1 protein-coding gene is annotated in these 755 nt (G+C 71.1%); it reads right to left on the bottom strand.

Annotation, left to right across the window (positions count from 1 at the left end):
- A partial coding sequence (hflX, locus tag D9V41_RS16110; RefSeq protein WP_121795607.1) for a GTPase HflX occupies positions 1-755 on the bottom strand: 755 nt, incomplete at both ends.

Here is a 755-nt window from a genome sequence, read left to right as displayed (position 1 = left end):
AGGTCGGCATCGGCGACCTCCTCCAGCGTCGAGCGGAACGCCTCGACCAACTGGTGCGGCAAGTGCCGGACGAATCCGACCGTGTCCGACAGCGTGTAGATGCGGCCGTCAGGCGTCTGGGTGCGACGCGTGGTGGGGTCGAGGGTCGCGAAGAGTGCATCCTCGACGAGGACGCCCGCCTTGGTCAGCCGGTTGAGCAGGCTCGACTTGCCGGCGTTGGTGTACCCGGCGATCGCCACCGAGGGGATCTGGTGACGCTGACGGTTGGCGCGCTTGGTGTCGCGGGTCCCCCGCAGCTCGGCCAGCTCCCGACGCAGCTTCGCCACCCGCGCCTGAATGCGGCGGCGGTCCGTCTCGAGCTTGGTCTCACCGGGGCCGCGGCCGCCGATGCCCTCACCGCCGGCCGCGCGACCGCCGGCCTGACGCGACAGGTTGCCGCCCCAGCCGCGCAGCCGCTGAGTCTGGTACTGCAGCTGCGCCAGCTCGACCTGCGCCTTGCCCTCCGCGCTCTTCGCGTGCTGCGCGAAGATGTCGAGGATCAGCGCCGTACGGTCGACGACCTTGGCGTTGACGCGGTCCTCGAGGTTGCGCAGTTGGCTGGGTGCGAGCTCGCCGTCGCAGATGACGGTGTCCGCGCCGCTGGCCTCCACTGCAGCACGCAGCTCCTCGACCTTGCCGCGGCCGATGTAGGTCGCCGGGTCGGGCTTCTGCCGCCGCTGCACGAGTGCGTCGAGCACCTCCGAGCCAGCGGTCTC

This window comes from Aeromicrobium phragmitis (assembly GCF_003674095.1).
In the GTDB taxonomy this organism is placed as follows: domain Bacteria; phylum Actinomycetota; class Actinomycetes; order Propionibacteriales; family Nocardioidaceae; genus Aeromicrobium; species Aeromicrobium phragmitis.
The sequence above is the reverse complement of the archived record's forward strand: the minus strand, read 5'-3'. Positions and strand labels throughout refer to the sequence as shown.